19 protein-coding genes are annotated in these 23,934 nt (G+C 33.3%); 11 read left to right on the top strand and 8 right to left on the bottom strand.

Annotated elements, in window-relative coordinates; all coding sequences use genetic code 11:
* Positions 1–12 precede the first annotated feature (12 nt).
* The 3 genes from OPR30_RS03210 to OPR30_RS03220 are packed head-to-tail and all read left to right on the top strand — an operon-like array spanning position 13 to position 6,327.
* The gene (locus OPR30_RS03210) at positions 13–4,683 is read left to right on the top strand and encodes an NAD-glutamate dehydrogenase (protein ID WP_265030347.1); all 4,671 of its coding nucleotides are present in this window, start codon (positions 13–15) and stop codon (positions 4,681–4,683) included.
* A 5-nt stretch (positions 4,684–4,688) separates the two neighbouring features.
* A complete protein-coding gene (tatB, locus tag OPR30_RS03215) occupies positions 4,689–4,979 on the top strand; it encodes a Sec-independent protein translocase subunit TatB (protein WP_006012003.1) in 291 nt (96 codons plus the stop codon).
* Positions 4,951–6,327: a PleD family two-component system response regulator gene (locus OPR30_RS03220; protein ID WP_264377851.1), complete on the top strand. Its 1,377-nt coding sequence runs from the start codon at positions 4,951–4,953 to the stop codon at positions 6,325–6,327. The genes tatB and OPR30_RS03220 overlap by 29 nt, the downstream gene beginning before the upstream one ends.
* A 22-nt stretch (positions 6,328–6,349) precedes the next feature.
* Here the strand turns inward: OPR30_RS03220 and recO are convergent, their stop codons facing one another.
* Positions 6,350–7,078 carry a DNA repair protein RecO gene (gene recO / locus OPR30_RS03225; protein WP_007302913.1) on the bottom strand — a complete coding sequence of 243 codons (729 nt, stop codon included), beginning with the start codon at positions 7,076–7,078 and terminating at the stop codon, positions 6,350–6,352.
* A gap of 196 nt (positions 7,079–7,274) precedes the next feature.
* Between recO and OPR30_RS03230 the strand changes: the two genes are divergently transcribed.
* Positions 7,275–7,802 carry a hypothetical protein gene (locus OPR30_RS03230; RefSeq protein ID WP_010401890.1) on the top strand — a complete coding sequence of 176 codons (528 nt, stop codon included), beginning with the start codon at positions 7,275–7,277 and terminating at the stop codon, positions 7,800–7,802.
* A gap of 52 nt (positions 7,803–7,854) precedes the next feature.
* On the opposite strand, the gene OPR30_RS03235 is transcribed toward OPR30_RS03230, so the two are convergent.
* Entirely contained in the window at positions 7,855–8,193 is a 339-nt protein-coding gene (locus tag OPR30_RS03235; protein ID WP_029237605.1) for an outer membrane protein assembly factor BamE, read from the bottom strand.
* 129 nt (positions 8,194–8,322) lie between these two features.
* Between OPR30_RS03235 and OPR30_RS03240 the strand changes: the two genes are divergently transcribed.
* Both OPR30_RS03240 and OPR30_RS03245 read left to right on the top strand, forming a co-directional pair.
* Positions 8,323–9,312: a ribonucleotide-diphosphate reductase subunit beta gene (locus OPR30_RS03240; protein ID WP_265030348.1), complete on the top strand. Its 990-nt coding sequence runs from the start codon at positions 8,323–8,325 to the stop codon at positions 9,310–9,312.
* Positions 9,313–9,443: 131 nt separating this feature from the next.
* Positions 9,444–9,656, top strand: coding sequence for an ankyrin repeat domain-containing protein (locus OPR30_RS03245; RefSeq protein WP_265030349.1), 213 nt, complete (start codon positions 9,444–9,446; stop codon positions 9,654–9,656).
* A gap of 1,041 nt (positions 9,657–10,697) precedes the next feature.
* On the opposite strand, the gene OPR30_RS03250 is transcribed toward OPR30_RS03245, so the two are convergent.
* Both OPR30_RS03250 and ygfZ read right to left on the bottom strand, forming a co-directional pair.
* Positions 10,698–11,522 carry a hypothetical protein gene (locus OPR30_RS03250; protein WP_265030352.1) on the bottom strand — a complete coding sequence of 275 codons (825 nt, stop codon included), beginning with the start codon at positions 11,520–11,522 and terminating at the stop codon, positions 10,698–10,700.
* A 124-nt stretch (positions 11,523–11,646) separates the two neighbouring features.
* On the bottom strand, positions 11,647–12,444 hold the full coding sequence (gene ygfZ, locus OPR30_RS03255; protein ID WP_006012580.1) for a CAF17-like 4Fe-4S cluster assembly/insertion protein YgfZ: 798 nt from the start codon (positions 12,442–12,444) through the stop codon (positions 11,647–11,649).
* Between the two features lie 112 nt (positions 12,445–12,556).
* On the opposite strand from ygfZ, the gene OPR30_RS03260 reads away from it, so the two are divergent.
* The 3 genes from OPR30_RS03260 to OPR30_RS03270 all read left to right on the top strand — a co-directional run bounded on the left by OPR30_RS03260 (position 12,557) and on the right by OPR30_RS03270 (position 15,386).
* Positions 12,557–12,847 (top strand): co-chaperone GroES, encoded by a 291-nt coding sequence (locus OPR30_RS03260; protein ID WP_007302813.1) that lies wholly within the window; start codon positions 12,557–12,559, stop codon positions 12,845–12,847.
* 89 nt (positions 12,848–12,936) lie between these two features.
* Entirely contained in the window at positions 12,937–14,595 is a 1,659-nt protein-coding gene (groL, locus tag OPR30_RS03265; protein ID WP_264377856.1) for a chaperonin GroEL, read from the top strand.
* A gap of 287 nt (positions 14,596–14,882) precedes the next feature.
* Positions 14,883–15,386 carry a protein-disulfide reductase DsbD domain-containing protein gene (locus tag OPR30_RS03270; RefSeq protein ID WP_264376423.1) on the top strand — a complete coding sequence of 168 codons (504 nt, stop codon included), beginning with the start codon at positions 14,883–14,885 and terminating at the stop codon, positions 15,384–15,386.
* A gap of 144 nt (positions 15,387–15,530) precedes the next feature.
* Here the strand turns inward: OPR30_RS03270 and OPR30_RS03275 are convergent, their stop codons facing one another.
* On the bottom strand, positions 15,531–16,436 hold the full coding sequence (locus tag OPR30_RS03275) for a hypothetical protein (protein ID WP_265030353.1): 906 nt from the start codon (positions 16,434–16,436) through the stop codon (positions 15,531–15,533).
* Positions 16,437–17,115: 679 nt separating this feature from the next.
* On the opposite strand from OPR30_RS03275, the gene OPR30_RS03280 reads away from it, so the two are divergent.
* Together OPR30_RS03280 and OPR30_RS03285 are read left to right on the top strand one after the other, a co-directional pair.
* Positions 17,116–18,453 carry an alanine:cation symporter family protein gene (locus OPR30_RS03280; RefSeq protein WP_265031117.1) on the top strand — a complete coding sequence of 446 codons (1,338 nt, stop codon included), beginning with the start codon at positions 17,116–17,118 and terminating at the stop codon, positions 18,451–18,453.
* Positions 18,454–18,833: 380 nt separating this feature from the next.
* On the top strand, positions 18,834–21,053 hold the full coding sequence (locus tag OPR30_RS03285; protein ID WP_265030355.1) for a hypothetical protein: 2,220 nt from the start codon (positions 18,834–18,836) through the stop codon (positions 21,051–21,053).
* Here OPR30_RS03285 and OPR30_RS03290 read toward each other — a convergent pair.
* The 3 genes from OPR30_RS03290 to OPR30_RS03300 form a co-directional block, all read right to left on the bottom strand.
* Positions 21,040–21,630 carry a Maf family nucleotide pyrophosphatase gene (locus tag OPR30_RS03290; protein WP_052264696.1) on the bottom strand — a complete coding sequence of 197 codons (591 nt, stop codon included), beginning with the start codon at positions 21,628–21,630 and terminating at the stop codon, positions 21,040–21,042. The two genes, OPR30_RS03285 and OPR30_RS03290, sit on opposite strands and share 14 nt — an antisense overlap.
* A complete protein-coding gene (gene infA / locus OPR30_RS03295) occupies positions 21,608–21,871 on the bottom strand; it encodes a translation initiation factor IF-1 (protein ID WP_052264695.1) in 264 nt (87 codons plus the stop codon). The genes OPR30_RS03290 and infA overlap by 23 nt, the downstream gene beginning before the upstream one ends.
* Before the next feature lie 71 nt (positions 21,872–21,942).
* Entirely contained in the window at positions 21,943–23,919 is a 1,977-nt protein-coding gene (locus OPR30_RS03300) for a hypothetical protein (protein ID WP_265030356.1), read from the bottom strand.
* Between the last annotated feature and the right edge of the window lie 15 nt (positions 23,920–23,934).

Raw genomic sequence — 23,934 nt, forward strand, 5'->3', positions numbered from 1 at the left:
TTGTTTTGAAAAATGTGTATAAATCATAATGTTAATGTTGAGTCTTTATTTAAGCTAGTTGATCAAGGGAATAAAAAAGAGAAAGAAAAAATTAAAGAGTTTATACAGTACTTTTATAATTTTGTTTATAATAGTGACCTAAAAGTCAACGATAAATTTCTTTTATACATTGCAGAAGATGCATACAACTTCATTCTTAAAAAAGAAAAAGAAGAAAGTAAATTGGCAGTAAGTAATGTAAATGATATTTCAGGAATAGAAGGCAATTTCACTATAATTAAAATCACAAATTATGACATGCCCTTTTTAGTGGATTCTGTCATTTCCACTATTAAGTCACACGGTTTAACTATATGCTATTATAGTAACAGCATAATTAATGTTCAAAGAAAAAATAGCCTAATAGATAAAATTCATCTTTTGGAAGAAAGTAATGGAATCAAAGAGTCAGTAATATATGTAATTATTAAAGGCATAAGTGGTAGCTTTGTTGATACACTAGAAGAATCTCTACGAAAGACGCTAAAAGCAGTTAACTGCGTTGTAAAGGACTGGCAATTGATGCTCAAGAAGCTTCTTGAGCATCCGGCATTGGATGCTGGAGGCAGAGATTTTCTAGCTTGGTTGAAAAATAACAATTTTGTATTTTTAGGTTATCAAGAATACATTACTAATAAAGAAGGGAAGCTTGCTCTAAGTGGTAAGGAGAGCCTCGGGTTAATGAGAGCAAGTGAAGAGTACCAAAATTCATCAATTTCTTCTGAAAGCTTGAATTCTTTATACATACTAAGATCAGACCTAATCTCAATAGTTCATCGGCGTACCTATATGAATTGTATAGGAGTGAAAGAATTTAATGATCAGGGTGATGTAATAAGGGAACAGCATTTTTTTGGGCTATTTACTTCTATAGCAGAAGTGCAAGATATTCGAACTATTCCGGTAATAAAGGATAAGGTTACAACAATAGAAAAAAAGGCAGGATTTGTTCCTGGTGGCCATAACAATAAAGCTTTAATTTCCATTTTACAGGCATTTTCTTGTGACGAATTATTCCAATCAAATGAAGATGAGTTATTTGAAACTTGCACCTCGATCATGTCTCTTGCGATTAGACCAAGAGTCAAATTATTTTTGAGAAAGGTAGGGAACTTTATTAGTTGCATAGTATTGATACCGATGCGTTATGCTAGTGCAAGACTAATGTTTAAGATACGCGATATATTGAAAGATGAAACGAATGCAGAAAGTTCAGATATTTATAACAATCACATTATCAATGAATATGATTTGATGAAATTACACGTGGTGCTAAGAACCAAAAGCGCTAGCGTTTTTGATGATGAAGTTTTGCGTATCGAAAACAAGTTAAGAAACATTACAGAAAAGTGGGAAGATCGTTTTATAGACAATTTATATAATACTTTTAGCACTGTTGAGGATATATTTATCCGCTATTGCAAGGCATTTCCGATAAGTTATCAAGAGAATTTTGAACCTCATGATGCGTATTATGATATGAAAAAATTGGAGATAGTGAGAAAGAAAAAAGTCAGCGAAGTTGATTTGAGGCTTACTCGTGACAATCTCAACTATCAATTGAAGGTTTACACTCCAAGCAACGGAGGCCTTGAATTGTCAAAGATATTAAAGGTTACTAAGAATTTAGGGGCTAAGATTCTATCTCATAATGGTTATTATATAGAAATCAACGGTGGAATATGGATACATCATTTTGTGTTGTCAAGAGTTGATGAATTAATAGACAACATTACTTTAAAAGAGCAGTTTGAGGTAACACTTGTAAAAGTGTTCAGCAAGGAAATAAAAAATGACTATTTTAACAGCTTGATCATTATTGCTGGGCTCGAGTGGAAGGAAGTGCTTCTGATTAGAGCGCTAAGCGCCTACCTAAAGCAGACATCATTTAGCTATAACCCAGAATATATCCAGAAAGTAGTATCAGAGTATCCAAAAGTAGTAAGGTATTTAGTAGAATTATTTCATTCAAGATTTGATACTAAAATAGATATTGATAGGGCAGAAACTACTAGCATTTTGACAGAAAAAATCGAGGAGCTTCTAAAGGAAATCAGCAATGCTTCACATGATTATGTTTTACGTTCGATATTTAATTTGATGATGGCCATTTTGAGGACCAGTTATTATCAGGATGATAAACCTTACTTATCTATAAAATTTGATTCAAGTAAGATAAATGATTTACCTGATCCGCGTCCATATCGTGAATTGTATGTTTATTCAAACCTTTTTGAAGGAATACATCTAAGAGGAGGGAAATTGGCCCGTGGCGGCTTGAGATGGTCAGATAGGACGGAAGATTTTCGCACTGAAGTTTTGGGCCTCATGAAAGCCCAGATGACAAAAAATGCGGTCATTGTACCTGTTGGTGCAAAAGGTGGGTTTGTAATAAAGCAAGTTTATAAAGACAAAAACACTTTAAGAGAGAAAGGTGTTGAATGCTACAAGAATTTCATTAGAGGAATGCTTGATATTACTGATAATGTAGTTGATGGCAAAATAATTCCACCAGAGAATGTAATTAGGTATGACGAAGATGATCCATATTTGGTAGTTGCGGCAGATAAAGGCACTGCTTCATTTTCTGATTATGCTAACCAAATAGCTTATGAATGTAATTTTTGGCTTGGAGATGCATTTGCATCTGGTGGATCAGCAGGTTATGACCACAAAAAAATGGGTATTACAGCAAGAGGTGCATGGATTGCAGCAGAGCGGCATTTTTGGAGAATGAATAAGGATATTTACCAAGATGCAACTGTTATTGGAATTGGAGATATGGCTGGCGATCTGTTTGGAAACGGTATGCTGCTTTCAAAAAATATGCGCTTGATTGGTGCATTTAACCATATGCATATTTTTGTTGATCCAAACCCTGACGCAGAAAAAAGTTTCGCAGAGCGTAAACGCCTCTTTGAATTACCGTTTTCCACTTGGATGGATTACAATAAAGATTTGATTTCTTATGGTGGTGGGGTATTTGAGCGTAGCAGCAAGCAAGTAGACATTTCTCAAGAAATGAAAAAGTGCTTTGATATAGTGGAAGATATCTTATCTCCAAATGATTTGATTCGGTATCTGCTCAAGGCAAAAGTGGACTTCATATGGAATGGAGGAATTGGCACATTTGTTAAGGCAAAGAGTGAAAGCCATGGCATGGTTGGTGATAAAGCAAACGATGAGTTAAGAGTGAATGGTGAGGATATTAGAGCTTCTATGTTTATAGAGGGTGGCAATCTTGGTTGCACGCAGCTTGGAAGGGTAGAGTATGCTAAGAGAGGTGGGTACATCAATGCAGATTTTGTTGATAATTCAGCAGGAGTAATATGTTCCGATCTTGAAGTTAACATCAAGATTGCTTTTGTTGCAATTATGAAAGAAGGGGGAATTTCCTTGGAAAAAAGGAATGAAATACTGGCTAGCATGATAGATGAAGTTGCATCTAAGGTACTTGAAAACCATAACAGGATTGAAACAAAAGCATTGCTTCTTGAGTGCTTGCAAGCTAAAGAAAAGTTGGAGCAGCACCATAAATTATTACTCAGTTTAGAGAAATTTGGGCTGCTAAACCGAGATGTAGAATTTCTTCCAGCTGAAGAAGAGGTAGCAAGAATGTTAACTGATGGAGAAGGTTTCTGTTCTCCTCAGCTTTCTGTTCTGATGTCTTATGCAAGAACAGCAATAAAAAATGAAGTTATACACTCTGAGCTACCTGAAAAAGATTTTTTGTGCCGTGATTACTTACTAAATTACTTTCCACAAAGGATGGTAACAGAGTTCAAGGATTCCATATTGAAACACCAACTTTGTAGGGAAATTATTTCTACTTGCATTACAAACGATGTAGTAAATAGGATGGGCTGTATATTTATTAATAATTTGGTTGAGAGTACTGGAATTAAAGTACATGAAGCAGTTAACATATATATCGTTGTTAATCACCTATATAATTTAAGTAGCCTTTGGCAGAAAATTGATGAATTGGATGGAAAAATTGATGTTGATTCATATTTGCAAGTAGTGAGAAGTGTGCAAAAATTTATTGGTAGGGTATCATTTTGGTTAGTAAAAAATCTTGGTAAGCTTAATCTTGTAGAACTAGATGGTGTTACAAAATTTAGGGGTGCAATTGAAACTTTAGGCCATGATATTTTAGATGAGCACCTATTAGAGGTCTATAATCATGGATTAGCTTCTTTGTTAGAGCTTAACATAAATAAAGATCTAGCAAAAAGGGTTGCTGATCTACGTATTCTTATTTATGCGCTGGACGTTATATCTGTTGCTGAGCAGACATCTTTGTCCATCCTTGAGGCTGGTAGAATATACTTTGAATTAAAGTCGCTGCTAAGATTTGATATGATTAGAACAGTTGCTGGCAAGATGAAAAGCCATTCTTCCTATTGGGATCGCAGCTTAATTAATGATTTATTAGATGATTTAAGCAATTATCAACATAAGCTAGCTGTTAAAGTTATAAAAGCTACTGATAATCATGTAGACAAGGTTCAAACTTGGGCTATTAATGATAAGGATTATATAGAGCGCTACAATAGCTTTTTAGATGAGATGGTCGCTTATAAACTTGATTTAAGTAAATTAATACTCATAATCAGGAGAGTTAAAGTACTTGCTTCATAGGAAAAATGTTTAATATAGGTCTTTCAGAAATTTTAGTTGTAGCTTTAGTGAGTATAATTGTTCTTGATAAAAGTAAAGTACCTGTATTTCTTAATCTTATTAAAAATATATATAGGTATTTCTGGGTTGTAAAATCAAGAGTTAGGAAATTGTTGAAGGATACCGGAATTAAAGAATTATATGAAGAGCATAACGTTGAAAAAGTCAATTACATAATTGGTGAAGATGGCAAGCTTTATCCTACTTACAATGTAGATAGTACAAAAAATGACAGCAAAAATCCTAGTAGTAGATGATATACCATCTAATGTTAAGCTTTTGGAGGCTCAGCTAAAAGCAGAGTACTATACAGTTATTGTAGCTTATGATGGCGAGGAGGCGATAGATTTAGTAGCGGAACAGCAGCCAGATATTATCTTACTTGATGTCATGATGCCAAAAATGAGTGGTTTTGAGGTTTGTAAGAAGCTAAAGAATGATCCCTTAACGACTTATATTCCAATAATTATGGTAACTGCGCTGCATGACACTCATGATAGAGTGGAAGGAATTAATGCTGGTGCGGATGACTTTCTAACTAAGCCGATAGATGAAACTGCTTTATCTGCAAGAATTAAGTCTCTTGTGCGCTTAAAGATGATAATAGATGAGTTGTGCTTGAGAGGAGAAACTAATGCTGAGATTGGTGGAGTAGCAGAAAGCAGTATTATGGATTATTCTAATCAGATTTTTGATGCTAATATACTTGTTGTAGATGAGGACACCTTTCAAGCAGAGCAGATACACAATGTTCTAAAGCAACGCTTCAGATCAATTAAAATACTGCACGATCCAAAAGAAGCATTAAAGGTTGGTATTAAGGATAATTACGACCTGATTATTTCTGACATGCAGTTTTCAAAAACTGACGGCCTACGGTTGTGTTCTAAGTTTCGTAGTAAAGTAGAAACACGTTATACACCAATTCTGATCCTTTCTGAAGATTATGATAAAAGCAATTTAGTAAAGGCACTTGATGTAGGTGCTAATGATTATTTAACAGTACCTTTAGATGAGAGTGAATTAATAGCTAGGGTTAATTTGCAAGTGAAACGCAAAAGGTATCAAGATGCCTTGAGAATGAATTTATTTAATAATGTGGAAATGTCTATAAAGGATCCATTAACTAACTGTTATAATAGAAGATATTTTGATGCACACTTAAGAAATATTGTTAAGGATTCTGTGGAAAAAGATAGAAGTTTATCTCTTATGATACTTGATATAGATTATTTTAAGATGGTGAATGATAACTTTGGGCATAATGCTGGAGATGAACTTTTAAAGGAAATACAGAAAAGAATTTCTGAAAATATCAGAGTGACAGATTTATTAGCTAGGTTTGGTGGTGAGGAATTTGTTGTTGTAATGCCAGATACCAATGTATCAGATGCGTATACTATTGCAGAGAGAATAAGGAAAATTATTGCCAAAGAACCTTTTATACTTGTGGATAAAAATACAACCCATAATGTAACTGTGAGCATTGGAATTTCAGCAATGCAAAGATCTGACCTTGATGATGTTAAAAAATTTATAGTACGTGCTGACAAATATTTATATAAAGCAAAAAACAGTGGTAGAAATAGAGTGGTTACTGGTTGAAGTTCTTTTAAATAAGTAGTAACTAAGATTCAAATGATAGCATAAAATTTCTCAACTCCGGAAATTTCGCATTTAACTGCAGAAATAGATATTTATTTAAAAAATACCCTGTAATTTTTAACCCTAGTCTGAATTCTTGATATGAGTAGCTATTTTGTAGGTTGTTATTGTATACATCATGCAACATCTGTGGAAAAGGTAGTAATTTATCTGCATAACAGTCACCTACTTTTTTTGACACTGCTCTACCAGTTTTTGGAGAAATAAATTGTAGATTTTCTTTCACACCTGTTACAGCACATTTTGATAGGTCTAACTTAAATCCAAGTTGCGTAAGAAGCAGAAGCTCTAAGTTAAGGTAATGACTTTGCCAAAACTGGCTATTATGTTTTATTACATCAATGAAGTGTCTAAAATTATCATACAACTTGATGCAGGATTCACTTTCTGGAAGCACTTTTTCTAATATAGACGAGAAAGAAACAATAGCAATGCTTTTTAACCTATCTTGAAAGAAATGATGAAATGGAGATTCAATCAATTCGCACTTTAAAAAACCTAGATTTTCAGGTAGCTTAGCACTCCATTCTGCATGTAATAGATTACTTATTTGAAACTTATAATTGCTATTGTTTGTTAACCTAGTTAATCCTCTGCACTTTCCATGATTTTTTGTAAATAGAGAAAGAATTAAATTTTTATCACCGTATTTTTTAACAGCTATAATAACACCTTCATCTTTCCATCTCATTTAGAGTATATTGACCATATGATATTATAGAGATAATAAAATTAGTGTAGCAAATTTGAGTTTAAGTCAACTGAAATATATTGACTTTATGTGCAATATTAGCTTTAAACCAGTAAAACAAGCTGCTTAACATATGCGCCCTCTCTATTTTAATTATATTCTTCTTTTGTCTCTATGTTGTTTTTTGCTTTTTTCAATGAAAGCCCAAACGAATGATTCATCAGTTATTCCTATACCACAAAGAAAAAAAGAATTAGTTGAGTTAGTACAACCGAGGCAAATTATTGAAATACAGGAAATTGATGAGGGTATTCCTATTCCCAAAAGAAAAAAGGGTGTAGAAAGAAAACTAAGAGAAGACATCAAAGAGGTGAAAAATGAAATAAGAGATAAGAAAAATATTGAGAACAAAGATGATGAATTGGCTGTAACAGAAATTATTAATTCTATAAGGGATAAACTGACAGAGTGTTGGAGCATTCCTGAGGGCATAGTTTATAAAGAAAATTTTAGTATAAAAATTAACTTATTATTATCCAGTAAAGGCGAGATCGTTGTAGCCAACGTAGCAGATAGTAGTTCTTATCAAAATAATCCTCTTTTTAGATCAGCAGCAGATAATGCAATGCGTGCAGTGTATAAATGTAGCCCGTTAATTGGCTTACCTGCTGAGCATCATCACATTTGGCGCGAAGTCACGTTAGATTTTATTCTAAATAGGTGAATTTACGTTACCTAAATTAGTTACTTGTGATGAAAAATAGATCAGCAAATTTTCAATCAACAACAGCTAAAGACCTTTCTGCAACGTTGATTTCTCTTATATCTGTAACTTCGTCATTCTGATTAAACGAAATTTGCAGAGACTTACTACTGTACTTCCTTTTTCCCAAGAAGTTAGCTTGTTTAATTTTATATGAGACATAGTACCAAACATTTTCGTCGAACTTTGATACTAATGTTGGCAATCCTAAAGTATGAACCACTTTTTCTCTATCATCACCTACTTTTATTTTGCTCCACAGTTCAACATTAATGCCAGGAACTCCGTGATTATAGATAGTGTGCATGCAGCCTACTGAAAACAGCAAAACAGAAAATATTAATACTCGCATTTTGTCAATTAGTTATTTGAAATCATAATACACTGATAAACTATCTGTCGTCAAATTTCAAAAAAGTTAAATTGACTGATTCTCAATATCATTTAATATAATATTTACTTCAAAATAATTAGGTACCTTATGTCATTGCTAGAAGCAGATCCAATATACAAGCCTTTTAATTATCCTTGGGCATATGATGCATGGTTGCAGCAACAAAGGATACACTGGATACCTGAAGAAGTTCCGCTTGCTGATGATGTGAAAGATTGGAAAACTAAACTTTCTAATGTAGAGAAAAATTTATTGACCCAGATTTTTAGGTTTTTTACTCAAGCAGATATTGAAGTAAATAATTGCTATATGAGGCATTATTCAAATATATTTAAGCCAACAGAAATATGTATGATGCTTGCAAGCTTTTCCAATATGGAGACTATACACATTGCAGCCTATTCATACCTTCTAGATACGATTGGCATGCCAGAAAGTGAATATCAAGCATTCTTAAAATATGATGCTATGAGAAAGAAGTATGAATACATGTTAGAATTTGAGGAAAGTAAAAAGCACGATAAAAAACATGTTGCTAAAACTTTAGCAGTATTTGGTGCCTTCACTGAAGGATTGCAGTTATTTGCATCATTTGCAATTTTGCTCAATTTTCAACGGTTTGGAAAAATGAAAGGTATGGGGCAAATAATTGCTTGGTCAGCACGTGACGAAACCTTGCACACCAATTCAATTATCAATTTGTTCAATACGTTTATTAAAGAGAATAATGAAATTTGGAATGACGAGTTCAAAGAAGAATTATATTCTGCATGTCGCACTATTGTTGAACTTGAAGATGAATTTATAAGTCTTGCTTTTGATTTAGGAGATGTTGAAGGGCTATCTGCAGAGGAAGTGCGCAATTATATACGTTACATAGCAAACAGAAGGTTAACGCAATTAGGTCTTAAATCTATATATAATGTTAAAGATAACCCTATTCCGTGGCTTGATGAAATACTAAATGGCGTGGAACATACAAATTTCTTTGAAAATAGAGTAACAGAGTATAGCCGTGCAGCAACTCAAGGCACTTGGGAGGAAGCTTTTGCTAAAAACTATACAAAAAGTGAATAGCAGTAACTTCACCCTTTTTTATCGTTTCAACGGAAGTTTGCGATACATATCAAAGGTGGAAGGAGGAAGAATTTGATATAAATCATCTATTTAGCTTAGAGAAAAGAGAGTATAGATATAAAGTTACATTATTGCATGTAATAGTTGGAGATTTTGATTGCTTAGAGGAGGAGGAGAAGAAGTTAATACGATATCTATTAGACAAAGGTGCTAATGTTAATGCACTAGATTCTTTTGGAAAAACTCCTTTGCACAATAGTCATGACAAAGAGGTAACACAAATTTTACTAGATGCAGGTGCTGATCTTTTTATAAAGGATCATTATGGAATGACTGCTAGATAGCGTTGATGCAGAACAAAAAGCTAGTACAGCGGCAAGTATGGTAGTGTAGTTAAGTAAAAAAAGGAAGAAGAGACTTCTTCCTCTTTTCTCCAAATTTTTTATATATAATTGAGAATAAAAAAACTGTGGATAACTCTGAAAAAGATCAAAAAAGACATCAAAAAGAGTATGATTAGATTGAAATATTTACAGAAAAACTTACTCAATTAGTAAATATCTCAATACTTTTAAGTAAAAAGACAAATAGAGGGTCGTATTGGAGCTAAAGGTTAGAATTTTAAGTATTTTGAAAGTAGGAACTTAATCTTAAAGAGGTACTTTAATAGTTCCTTTTAAGTACTAATCCGGAGGTTCGATAGGTTGTTGTTTAAAAGATTGGCAGATATTTTTATTAGTATCGAAAATTACATAATGTATATTATGGAAAATATAAGAAACACAAGCTTTCAACAAGAGAAAATTCAATTTTTGCTCTTCTCAAACAGCATAAAAAAGTGCCTGTTGAACCTCCAGATTAATGCTCAAAAATGTTCAATTGATACTTTAAAAGTATTACTTTAAAAATACCTAAAGTATCACTTCAAAAGCACTTAAAAATTTTATCTTTTAGGAAAAATTTTCCAAGACTACCCCCTTATTGGCTTTTGTTAGAAAAATATTAAAATTATAACCAAATATGTAATCTTTTATATGATTGTATTAGCTTGGCTCCCTTAATGGTTGTTTCTTTTTTTTAAAAAATATTAAAATAAATATAACTTTTTAGAGTTATCCACAGTTCTTTTGCTTTCAATTATATATATATTAGTATTTGGAGATCATATTTATTATAGATCTCCAAAGTACTCAGAAATGTAAAATTATGTACTCTACTAGGTTATCAACTTAGTTATTAACAATTCTGTGGATAACTTAAACAGGAAAAAGGGGCTTTTGTGCGAGTTTATGGTTATACATATCGTAAAACAAGGTATCTAAAATCCTGTTAATAGATACTTCAAAAAATTTGGAGAGAAGGAAGAAGAGACTTCTTCCTTCTACTTAACTTTGCTGAGGCAAATCTTGTTCTGTTGCCGACCTTGATGTGTCAGGATTTTCTATCTTAGTAGATACTGCATATGTAATACCACCAGCAACAAGTCCAGTGAGTACAGCAGCAGCTGCAGCTATGCCAATTAAAGTCAGCATTTGTAATGCAACACCAGCAGCAAAAAGTCCACCACCAACTGCTAATCCAGCTATAACACTGCAAATAGCACCAGCAACAATTGCTTTACTAGTTGGGCTAAATAGCTTATTTTCAACATTTGGATTTATTTTATCCGTACTGCTTTCAGCTTTCACTCTATTTTCAATAAGGTCTCTAATTGAGGTTATCAATTTCTCAAGATTTTCTTTTTGCTGTACACATTTTTCATTTGTAAATTCTCTCTCTATAGCACCTTTAATTTCTTCAAGCTCACCTTTTTTTAAAGAATAGAAAAATTCTTCTTTAAAAGCTTCTAGAACATTATTTAAAACTTTTGATGGATATTGGCGACTAGGATCTGTAATATATTCAATCAGTGAAATAGATTCCATCTTACCTTGATTGTTAGAAGATAAAATCTTTGCTCTTACAACTTCTTTAAGCAAAACTAGTTCTTTCGCACGCTTCAAAACTTCTTTAAGATAGTCTACACGAGTTGCTTCATAAGTTCCAATTATTGACTCCTGAGTTTTTTCATTAGTTTCACTAAAAATAGTAAGAAAATCTTCTTTTGATACTGTTCCTAAAAGTTCAACAATATCTCTAATATCTCCATTATCTCTAAATCTTTGATATAATTGTTGAAATGATTCTTTCTGTTTTTCTGTTAATGGCATATCAAACTCTATTAAAAATAATAATATACTTTAATTATGATATATTTAAATAATAAAGTCAAGAATTTAACTAGTATTGCAAACACTTAAACAAGAAAAAGGGGCTTTTACTCGAATAGATATTTTATAACGTCTTAATGCTAACTCCACCGACATATAAATTTGCGTGGCTTTTTCCAGTATTAAGCAATGCAAGTCCAATATTGTCGACACTAGAGCGTAGTTCTCCTACTTCTTCATTATGTTCACTGATTACTTTAGTGCCAATATTTGGAAGTGCATTTTTTCCCTCAACAAGGTAAAGTTTCCTTCTGAATTTTTCTTGTCTGCTCATTCGATTTACAACTTCCTGACCTATATAGCACCCTTTATTAAAGCTTATACCATTTATCTTATCGATTAAATATTGCAGCGGAAATGATGAATTTTGCACCATATCTTTTGCTCCATCTGGGACAAGGTTTTTAATTCTAACTTTTTCATACTGAATAAAATCTCCAACCGGTTCTTTTATTTCATCTTCATGTATGATCCTCATTCCTAGCAGCTTGTGCCTTGGATCTTGAAAAATAACTTGTGACTTACTACTACACTTCGCCAACTTAGCATCAAACAAAACTCCAACCTTATATAGTGAACTAATGTCTTTAATCCTCACTCTAAGGTAAGTTTTGAGCAAGTCTAATTTTTCAATTATTTGCTGTAGATGGGCATTTTCACACTCCAAATAAATATATTTATCATGCTCAATGAGGAAAAAATCGTACAGATATTTTCCCTGAGGGTTGAGTAATAAAGAGTAAATTGCCTGCTGGCTACTTAGTTTATTAATATCATTTGTTATAACACCCTGAAGAAAATCTCTCGTATCTGGTCCGTATAAAGATATTAGACTACGGTTTGCTAGCGGTATGTAACCCATAAAACTTCTGTTCAAATCTTAATTATACACTTTTACTAACTCCAACCCTTGAAATGTAACCTTTAGATGACTACATAGAATTGTAGGTTAATCTATTAATGAGGAAACATAAATGTCAAGTGTAAATTTGAATGTATTAGATGATAACGTGCTAATAAAGCCTATTACTGAAGAAAAACAAGGTGGAATTGTACTACCATCAAGTGCTGAAAAGAAGCCTACTAAAGGTGAAGTTATAGCAATTGGTAGTGGTTCACGCAACTCAAGCGGAGAGCGTATAGCTTTAACTGTAAAAACTGGTGATAAGGTTTTCTACAGGCAGTGGGCTGGCACAGAAGTAGAGCATGACAATGAAAAGTATGTCGTGATGAAGGAGTCAGACCTACTTGCTGTTATCAAGTAGGTATCCCTATTTTACTAAACTAATGCGCTATATAGTGCATTATGTATTTTAATATTCTAAATTTTTTATTAATTTAAGGAGTGATAAAAATGGCTAACATAGTAGTATCAGGCGAACAGTTGCAAGAAGCCTTTCGTGAAGTTGCAGCAATGGTTGACTCAACGGTGGGAGCAACTGCAGGGCCTAGGGGAAATACAGTAGGAATTAGCAAGCCATATGGTGGACCAGAGGTCACAAAGGATGGCTATAAGGTAATGAAAGGTATAAAGCCTGAAAAACCATTACACTCTGCGATAGTAAGCACCATTGCTCAAAGTGCTTCTCAGTGTAATGACAAAGTTGGTGATGGTACCACAACATGCTCAATACTGACTAGCAATATGATAATGGAAGCTTCAAAGTCAATTGCAGCTGGAAATGATCGTATTTGTATCAAAAATGGAATACAGAAGGCAAAAGATGTGATATTAAAGGAGATTACATCAATGTCTCGCACAATTTCTTTAGAGAAAATGGATGAAGTTGCACAAGTTGCAATAATTTCTGCAAATGGTGATAAAGATATTGGTAATAGCATTGCTGATGCTGTTAAAAAGGTTGGAAAAGAAGGCGTCATCACTGTTGAAGAGAGTAAGGGTTCAAAAGAATTAGAAGTTGAACTTACAACTGGTATGCAGTTTGACCGTGGTTATCTCTCTCCATACTTTGTTACAAATAATGAAAAGATGAGCGTGGAGCTTGATGATCCATATTTGCTGATTACAGAAAAAAAACTTAATATTATTCAACCTTTACTTCCTATTCTTGAGGCTATTTTTAAGTCTGGTAAGCCTTTGTTTATCATTGCAGAAGATGTTGAAGGTGAAGCATTAAGCACTTTAGTGATCAACAAATTACGTGGTCTAAAAGTTGCTGCAGTAAAAGCTCCAGGTTTTGGTGATAGGAGAAAGGAGATGCTCGAAGACATAGCAGCTTTAACAGGTGCTAAGTATGTCATAAAAGATGAGCTTGGAATCAAGATGGAAGATTTGACTCTTGAAGATCTTGGTACTGCCAAAAATGTTAAAATCACTAAAGACAATACTACAATTGTTAGTGAAGACAGCGACTCTGATAAAAAAAACAGAGTAGATGCTAGAGTTAACCAGATTAAATCTCAGATTGAAACTTCAACCTCTGATTATGATAAAGAAAAGCTGAGAGAGCGTTTAGCGAAATTATCAGGCGGCGTTGCTGTGCTCAAAGTTGGTGGAGCAACTGAAGTGGAAGTTAAAGAGCGTAGAGATAGAGTCGAAGATGCTCTGCATGCAACAAGAGCTGCAATTGAAGAAGGGATAGTTCCAGGTGGAGGAGTTGCGCTTCTTTATGCTGCATCTGCTCTTGATAAGCTAAAAGCTTCAAGCGATGAAGAGCAAATAGGTATCAACATTGTCAAAAAAGTTCTCAGTGCTCCAATCAAAAGATTGGTTAAAAATGCTGGTCTTGAATCTGCTGTTATAATTGACTATTTGATTAAGCAGAATGATAAAGAGCTTATATACAACGTTGAGGCTATGAACTACGCTAATGCATCAACAGCTGGTGTAATTGATCCGGCAAAAGTAGTTCGTATTGCTTTTGAAACGGCAGTGTCTGTAGCAAGCGCACTTATTACTACTGAATCTATGATAGTTGATCTACCAAACAAAGAAGAAAATGCTTCATCACCTATGGGTGCAGGAGCAATGGGCGGAATGGGTGGATTCTAAGTAAACAAGAGCCTTGGAGCAAGTTGCTCCAAGGTATCTTTCTAGTTCTAAAAAGTCTTACATTTATAAAGGAAATAAATTTGTGATTTTCTATGCAAAGCCACTACTATTTATATTTGTTACGTCTCTTTAATATTATAACTGCTTAAAAATAAAAAAATAATATATGAAAGTTATAATTGCTACTATATTTGTATTAGCATAATATTATATTAACAAATGATTTATATAATATTTTTATTATAATAGATAGAACTTAAATTATTTTCTTCATAAATAGAGTATTTATGAAAATACGTATATACTCAATCCTACTTTTACTTTTTTCTTGCACTCAATTGTGCGCTGAAGAAGAAGTTGCAAAATTTGATCTGCTCATTGGTAAGGTAAATAAAGCAAACCTTACCATTGAAGGCGCAATAAAGGTTACAATAAAACCAGGTTGGCATATATATTACAAAGACCCTGGAGATTTCGGCCTTCCTACTTCCTTTGACTGTCAGGGTAACATATCAAATATAGATATTCATTGGCCTACTCCCAAGGAACATGAAGATAAAGTTGGGGAAGTTACATTTGTTAGTAACATATATGAAGATATGGTGTTATTTCCCTTTAAAAACAATATCATTCCAAATCAGGAATACGCTGATATTAACTTTCATATAAAGTACGCAATATGTAAAGATAGGTGTATCCCTAAAAATGCCGAGATAAAAACCAGTCAACCACTAAAGGATTTTATAGATTCTGATATCAATAAACTCATAAATGAGTGGTATGAAAAATAGAGCTCCCAGCGAGCAAGTGATAGTTATACGATAGCTTAAAAATGTTATTCCTGTCCCTGAATTTTCCAATAAAGATCTTTCCAAAAATTTCGATCATGAAGCCTTTTGGGGACCAAAAGGCTTCATTTCAATCAATAACGAAAATTATAACTTTGAAAGAGCTGCTTGCTTATTAACTCCTGTAGTAATTTGTATGCTTTCCACACTTGTTGAAGGATAAAATCCTTTTATTACTTCAGAGCCTTCTCGCTTTAAATATGACAATGCTTCATATAAAGGCTTCGCTTCATATTGTCTTCCTACTTTTACTTCTTTATGTGCAGCTAATTGATCCCAAGTAACACCATTGCTTTCAATAAACTCTACAGCACCATTATCACTAATGATAATTTTCATTTCACACTCTTCTCCTTCAGCATACCAATTTAAAGTCATATAATATGAGCCGTTAGCTACTTCATAAATTCTTGTTCCATTCTCATCAACTCTGCAGCGTATTCCCCTTGTTTCACATTTGCTTTTACTAGGCAGCAATAATGTAATTCCATCTACACCATATTTTCTGCATATATCACTATTTAAAACATCAACCACATTTATTGATTTTGTAGGATCGCCAAGCATAATTCTGAGTGCAGGCTTAATCTTACCTTTCTTTCTACTTTCTTTAATTCCTATATATTCTAAAGTATTATCTTTTATACTTTCCTTTACATCTTTTGCAATTTTCTGAGCAATTGCACCTACGACATTTTTGCTATCGTACTTATTGGCATGTTTATATTCATACCTGCCATTAACCTCATATCTATACTTTTCCTGTCCTTCTTCATTGGAAAGTACAGTAGAAAAGTGTTTAAACCACTTTTCATCATCATCAATACTAACTTCTTCGTTCTTCTCTTCAGAATCGATAGTCACTTTACTACCTGGATTCACATTTTGAAAAAAATTATCTTTTAGGCGCAAATAAAAACGATTACTTTTATCAAAATAATCCTGATTATTAACTGCTTTTGGATTATCTACCACCATATTACCTCCACACATTAGCTATATAGAGGTATATATCAGTGTTGACCTTCTAGGTCAACACTAAACAATAACGAAAACTATAGTTGTTTCTTTTCACCTGCTAAAGATTGTGCTTGTGCTCCATCTACACTTGTTGAAGGTTGCTTCTCAATATGTGTGATTTAGATATTCTCGTGCTTCATCACTATATTTAATGCTCTTGTAGCTTAAACTTCTTATCAACACCTTGCCTAAATGAAAATATTCCTATTTCTTGGAAAAATTTGTTATATTTACCTTGGTTACTGACTCTCATTTTTTATGATATATTTATCCTTAAGCGGTTAAATGGCTATTTTATAATGAATTTTGTCAGTAACTGCCAGTTCTTTTCTCTTGAGTGATGCAACAAAGCCATCCCAGTGTCAAGCACTGGAATGACACCCATTTCTTTCTAGTGTCCCCTTTCTTGTCATTCAAGTATCCTTTTCTTATCATCCGAGTAGCTAAAACTAGGATCCATTGTTCATTTTCTGGATTCCAGTCTGGAATGACATTGTTTTAACATTGTACCATATTACAATGTTCATACAGTTGTGATTGGTATGACAAGATAAGAGGTGCTAGAATAATGGAACCGAAGTCATACATAGAAAATAGGTTAGGTATTTTTCAACTTTTGCTATATGCTCAAGTAAAAATCTCTCTTTTACAGATGGATACAGTAAAGTTTGTTTTATTACTGCCAACAATACTACTCATACTAGTTGCTGGTGTTTACCTATCGGTTAAACTAAAATGGTTGCAGATATTTAGACTACCGTATGCCCTTTCACTTATTGGAGCTAAAAGAGGAGAAAATAAATTTTCTTCTATAGCTGCTCTGTTTACAATCTTAGGGGGAAATTTAGGAGTAGGAAATATTTCAGGAACTGCTGTTGCTCTAAAAACCGGAGGACCGGGATCCATTTTATGGATGGCAATAATTATTGTTGTTACTTCTGTGATAAAATATGTTACTTGTTACCTAAGTATAAAAACCAGAAAAGAAAGAAATGGACGGTTTATAGGTGGACCTGTAGCCTACATGGCTGATGCATTTAACTCTAGAAAAGCTACAGTTGTGTTTCTAGTTATTATGATGATGGTTTCAATAACAGTTGGTAACCTTGTTCAGGTAAATTCTCTATCAATACCACTCAGCATGGTAGATATACCTGTAGTCATTGGCGGCATTGTAATGGCCATAATATTTTTTGTTGTTGCAGCTCTCAGCTTAAAAAAAATTAAAATTTTTATATCGGCTATGATACCGATAATGACGGTGAGTTACCTTACACTTTGCGGTATAATATTATTTAAGTTTAGTGAAAATATCCTTCCTTCTCTAAAATTAATAACAAGCAGTTTTTTTACAACTAGTAGCTTTAACTCTGGTTTATCTTTAGGTTTAATTTTAGAAATGTTGACTATTATTCAAGTTGGAACTTTGCGAGGTATTTTTGCAACAGATATAGGACTTGGCCTCGAAGGAATTGTACACTCCTCGATTACTCCTAAAAAAAATAACAATAAATTTATCATTGAACAGAGTCTAATCACAATAATATCTCCTTTTATAGTTGCACTCATAGTATTCATTACAACAATGGTACTGCTTGTCACAGATTCTTGGATTACTGATTTAGAGAGCACTAACATGTGCATATTTGCTTTTAGAAAAGCTATGAATTGGCCCTATACTGACTATTTAATTATGGCTATAATGTTTTGTTTTGCCTTTACTACTATCTTTACTTGGTTTTTTTGTTCAAAACAAACAATACGCTATGTATCTATGGATAATAAATACACCAAAATCTGGACTGTAGTTTTTACCTTAATCATTCCATTTGGTGCAATTGGTGGAGTTAAGTTACTCTGGGATATAGCTGATATCTCGATTGCTGCTTTGCTTTTTATTAACATACTTGCTATACTCAAGCTCACTTCTCAAGATCCAGAAGTATTTACTATGAGTAGCAAATACTTGAAGTTGCAAAAACAGAGCTAAAGCAATATTTTAAGTTGTCATCCCAGTCTGGAATCCAGCCTTTCATGAACTTCATCAAAAATGTTATGTTTTAACATAATAATTGTATGCTCACTAACTGAGTGCGACTGGATCCCAGTGTCAGCTACTAGAATGACATACTTTTTGGTGAAAATTACTCTTATATTATAACGTTTGTAGTTATGAATTTGACTATAGGATCAAGTCTAGAAAAATCTAGATTCCAGACTGGAATGACAACTTAAATTGCTTGATGTGAACATAAAATAGCTCATGTCATCACGTTAGCAATACAACTTCTTTAATAAAAACTAAATCAATTCCCGTAATAATTGTACTAGCTAAGGCTAAAAGGCAGAGGGTTATTAGTGAGGGAAAATATGAATACTCAAAGCACACAACAATATCATGAATTCATTCGAGGATTTTTTACTTTATTCGATGAAATAAAAAAGGAAGACGACCCAATTTATAATTCCAGAGTTGGTTTTAATGCAGTAAAGTTTCTAATAAAGCACCCCATCTGGAATTTGGAGACAGATGAAGACAAAAATAAAGCTTATGAAGTTATTCTTCCAGAGCAGAACAAGATAAAGAAAGCCGAACAAAAGCTTGAAAGTGAAGTTAAAGCAAGGTTAAAAGAGTATGTTGATGATATCGCAGGAGTTTCAATATATGGCGATCACGCAAGTATTACACTGGGAGATGACAAAAAAGAGTTTAAAATCAGCGAGTTTTTAAATAGTGACTTTTGTCAGAAGAAAGGAATTTCGGGATTTTCAACGCTGCATAGTGATGGAAAGAGCGGAATGCACGGTTTTGTTGCCGAAGAAGGAGAGAAAAGAATAAGGCATTATGTTGTAACCGATGGTTCATATGAAATGACTTTGAATTGGCATGACAAAAATGGAAAAAAATGTACTATCAAAATCAAGATTGATAAAGATGGTGTAGATCTCACTGAACGTAATGGTGTTACTGAGGAACAATTAAAAGCAAACACAGATGTAAAAATAGGTGGCTTATTCCTATATCAAATACAATTCAAGGAGAAAGGACAAGAACAAGAGAAACAACAATCATCTGAAACTTTCATAGAAAGTGATATTAGTAAAGGTATTGGCGTTCAAGCTACTCAAGATCAAGAAGTTGAGTTTAAGCATGTAACGACTAGCACTACAAATTCTAATAACGCATCTGCTAAAAAGATTCCACCGTCACTGCCACCTAGAGCTAGTTCATTACCTAATAATCAGAAAAAAGATGAGTATCAGCCAATACGGATTAATAATAGAAATAACTACAATTCTCCATATTCTGATGCTTCTTCAAGCAGTACTATTTTCACCAAGTCTGTAATCTACAATCAAGATAATACACAAGAGGATGAACGGTATGACAATCCTACATTTGCTACATTTGGACATGCTGTACCTGTAAGCCGAAAATCAGATGAAAGTGAGCAAATATCTAATAATCGGCAAAAAGGTGCAATTTTTGATCCTACAGCTACTGAAAGCGCTGCACCAGCACAAGACGTTGCATTCAAAAAAGTTAAAGAATCACGCAATACTGGAAATAAGCAACCACTAAATGATGTAGCTTCGATTCTTGCATGGAAAGCAAAAAATGAGTTATTACGTAGTGAAAGTGAGTATGATGAAGAATTTTCTGACTTCGAAGATGGTTGGAGCGATAACGAAGATGAGTATATAACGCTTTCAAATCCTCAATCAGATTATAAACAAGAAAAAGATTATCTTAGCACTAAGGAAAACGAAGAAAGAGGAAACGATAAACAAAAAGAAACCGAAGATAAATTACAAGAAAGTGAATCTCTAGAATACAGCTCAACAGACATAAAAACAAACGATTCGGGCTATTCATCTCCAACTCACTCTAATCATGAAAAATCTCGAGTAAATTCTGGACAGTTAAAAGCGAGCCTAATGAATGTTGAACAAAGAGATGATACCCTACTTACGGAATTTACCAGTAAGTTGGATAAAGAAACTCAGAAGTTCCCACTAAAACCGGTGGATCAGAAAGAAATGAGCGAACAAATCAAAGAACATTTATTAGCAGCTGGATTGCTAAAAGACAATGCAGCAGAAACAAAAACAAACGACTCAGGTTACTCATCTCCAACTTACACTAGTAACTATAATTTTCAGGTCAATTCTGAGCAATTAGAGAAGAAATTAGAAACCATTGAACCAAAAGATACATTGGAAAAATTGAATAAAGGATTGAGAGACCAGGCTACTAAAGATTTATTCTCAGAAAGTATGTTGAAAGAAATAAAAGAAGGTAAAAAATATGACCCTGTACGTAAGTTATTAGAAAGAAAAGTGGCAGAACAAGAAAATGATAATACTAATCTGACTATAGACAAAAATAGCGAACTATATAAATTGCTAGAAAAAGATGCAGCACAACTGAAAGCTGGAATAGTAGAAGAGGAAAGAAAAGATACTTTAACAGAACGCAATGATAGTCCTGATCGCAATAGAATTGTATTAGCAAATAGAAATAGAATCTGGGCTAAACTTATTGCTGAAGAAAAACAAAAAAAGGACAGTGGTATTAGTATAGGTTAAAGTAATTACTTAGCAAGCAATGGGTTTCATGTAATGGTAACCCTATTACAGAAGAGTATGAGCCACGTAAAAATAATACAAACATTCCTGCAAGACCTTGTATGTTGCACCCCCCTGCCCTGTTTTTCCACTCTTCTGATGCTAAATAATATTTAATTTCTTGTTCGCTGAGACGCTTAAATTTCACTATTGTAACTACAGTCCTAATATGCTGTTTAGATTGATCAGGAGTTAATAAACACACACTGGTGTATACTCTATGCCTTCTTCCTGATAACAAGCGAACGCATTTTTCTGCTTGCTCAACGTTTTCAGCTTTGAGCAGTATCCTTCTACCACAAGCAACAACTGTATCAACACCAAGCACAAAGTAATCTGGATTTGAACTTTGTGTTTTCTCAGCTTTACTTTTTGCCATACGGATTGAGTAATCTCTTGGAAGTTCCTTTTTTAAAGGAACTTCATCTATGTCTGCTGGCAAAATTAAACCTGGCTCAATATTTATTTGTTTTAGTAAAGCTATACGCCTTTTCGATGATGAAGCAAGAATAAGATTATTTAGAGATCGTTCTGTCACTTGTACCTTTAAGCCTTCTAATTATCCTACCCTTTTTTGCATTCCTATCATAAACACTCATCTCAACCAACACCCTATCGCCTATAATTATGCGTATTTTACTTCTTCTCACTTTCCCTGATACATGACAGATAATCTCATGTTCATTGTCCAGCTTCACTCTAAATTCTGCTGCAGGTAGTAAAGCAGTTACTGCCCCTTCCACTTCAAAAATTGTTTTTGATTTGTCTTCTTTTATCATTGTCGTATTATAATTTAATAATCTTTTTCAGTCTACTATAGATTTTAAATTATTATCAATACAGGAGATTTTTATACTCTACTTGAGTATTGCTCTTGCAACTTAACTCCAATCATCTCCTTAACAATGCAAGAGGAAAGCGAGCTACCTACGCTTCTACTCTCTACTACCTTCTCAATAGAAGTTATGTTAGAAGATAAATCATTATCACAATTTTCCTCATCGCTACCATATCCTCCATCAAAGCTTAAAGATCTGCATAATGTTGTTTTTTCTTTCAGTGGAACATTAGACTCATTATCAGTTTCATTAAAAACTTCTCCCATTAGAGTATAATATTTTTTTATACAACCACTGGGGATTTCATTCATTCTTTGTTTATCAGTAACTTGATCTTGTTGGTCCTCTAAGTATTTCACTTGATGATTTAAGTTTTCTATCTCCTCTTTCATTTCTTTAATTGTTTGAATTTGATCTGCAATTACGTCGATATAGTTCTCTTTCAATTCATCAATATTATCTTCATCTTCAGTGAGTTCAAGTATATCGTCTAGAAATTCCTCGTACTCGTTTTCTGGCTCCTCAATGTCGAACTTTAGTCTCTCTTCTTCAAGTTCATCGTTCAAATTGCTACACTGCCTCTCTAACTTTACAATTGTTTCTGCTTCTATTTCTTGCTTTAATTCAACATTTTCTTTAGGTAGCATTTGATTATCTGGAATCAATTCATCCATTTTTTGTGAGTTAGTTTCCGCTTGAGTTCTGATTTGTTGTGAAGCAATTTCTGGTTGAGTTTCAGTGTGCTGTAAATTGACTTCTAATGCATTGCTATTAATAGAAGGAGAAGAAGGAAGGCTATTATCAGCATCAACTTTATGATCTAACTTCCCCTCTGGTTCCTTACCTTGATAAGCCACCATAGATTCATTGTAAAAATTAATAGGAGTAGCCCTATCCTCTTCTAGTGATTCCATTACAGCATCATATAAGGAGAGACCTTGAATATATAATTCATCGTTTTGCTTTATTAATTCTAGAATCTCCTTCGATGAAACAAAATCTTCACCATTAAATTTTAGTATTTCAGTTATGCCATCGCTACTCACATTCATAATCATGGTACACATTCCTGATCCATCTTTTGCAGGCCAAGTGCTTGTCATTTCATAATATGCACCTTCTTTAAATTCATAATATCTTTTCTTATCTTTTTGATGAGCGTGTATTTCATGTTTTTTATTGCAATAGATATTCAGTTCTTTAATATCTTTCTCTTGCTGTAAAACTTCACTAATCTTTGTTGGCTCACTCTTATCGTAATTAATAAGGTTAATATTCAAAACTCTATGATCGTTACCAGTTTCTGTGTAATAAGCTTGAAGCTCTACGTCTTTCCTCTCAAAATATTTACTTGCAGCTTTTTTTCCCTGCTCTGCCAATTCTATGCATTTATTTATATCTTCCTCAAAGCTCTTATTAGCAGACTCTGTTACTGCTTTATCTATATACGTTTGTTTGAAATCTCTATCGTTTATTAGGTCATAAAAACTCCACTCATCCCCAAAAGCCCTCTGCACATAAGTGAAATTCTTTTTTTCCTTTAGTTTTCTTAAGAACCACACCTTTTCTTTAAGATTTTTCAGTTGAAAGCTTATCCTTGCCTTTACACTAGAGTTTTCTGCGGGAATACTAACTTCTTCTAATTCTTTAAATAATTTATTATCTTTTATAATTGAGTAGCAAAACTTCACAATAGCGGAATTTGCAAACGAAGGATCTTTTTTTATACCTTCATCAAGAATTTCTTTAAAATGTGCAAATTGAGGTAGAACATAAAAATTTATTATTTCTTTTTCTGATCTCGTTTTATTAGCATGAGAGATATTATCTAATTGTGAATATAACTCTTTGAATGTATGGTAGATAAGTGTAGAGTAATAAACTTCCCTATTCAGTGAAGTTGGTCCTATACAAAAATGCTTTTCAAATTGATCACCTATTTTTCCTGCATCTACTGCTTTGTCTCCCTTAGTAAAACCTGCAATCATAATACGCCTCCTTTA

The sequence above is a fragment of the Wolbachia endosymbiont (group B) of Athalia cordata genome (assembly GCF_947251845.1).
GTDB lineage: Bacteria > Pseudomonadota > Alphaproteobacteria > Rickettsiales > Anaplasmataceae > Wolbachia.